1 protein-coding gene is annotated in these 237 nt (G+C 54.9%); it reads left to right on the plus strand.

Annotated features, from left to right (window positions below; all coding sequences use genetic code 11):
* A partial coding sequence (locus ADL05_RS31610; protein ID WP_231640629.1) for a hypothetical protein occupies window positions 1-200 on the plus strand: 200 nt, incomplete at its 5' end.
* Between the last annotated feature and the right edge of the window lie 37 nt (window positions 201-237).

Consider the following 237-nt stretch of genomic DNA (forward strand, 5'->3'; position numbering starts at 1 on the left):
CCCCGATCAATTGCTCCGAAACCGCCGATTTGGCGGGGCACGGAACACCTGATAAAGTAAAGACACAACGAAGCGTCCACACCGCACTGGCGGTGGAAACGCAGACAGCCTTCCACGGAAGAGCGCACCGACCGGTGAAAAGGTCGGGGCTTGTACGGGATGAGCGGTTGTTTCTTGAGAACTCAACAGCGCGTGTTTGATTTTCTTTAAGCCATGTTTGTTTTGGCCCCGTCACAC

The sequence above is a fragment of the Nocardiopsis sp. NRRL B-16309 genome (genome assembly GCF_001279585.1).
GTDB lineage: Bacteria > Actinomycetota > Actinomycetes > Streptosporangiales > Streptosporangiaceae > Nocardiopsis.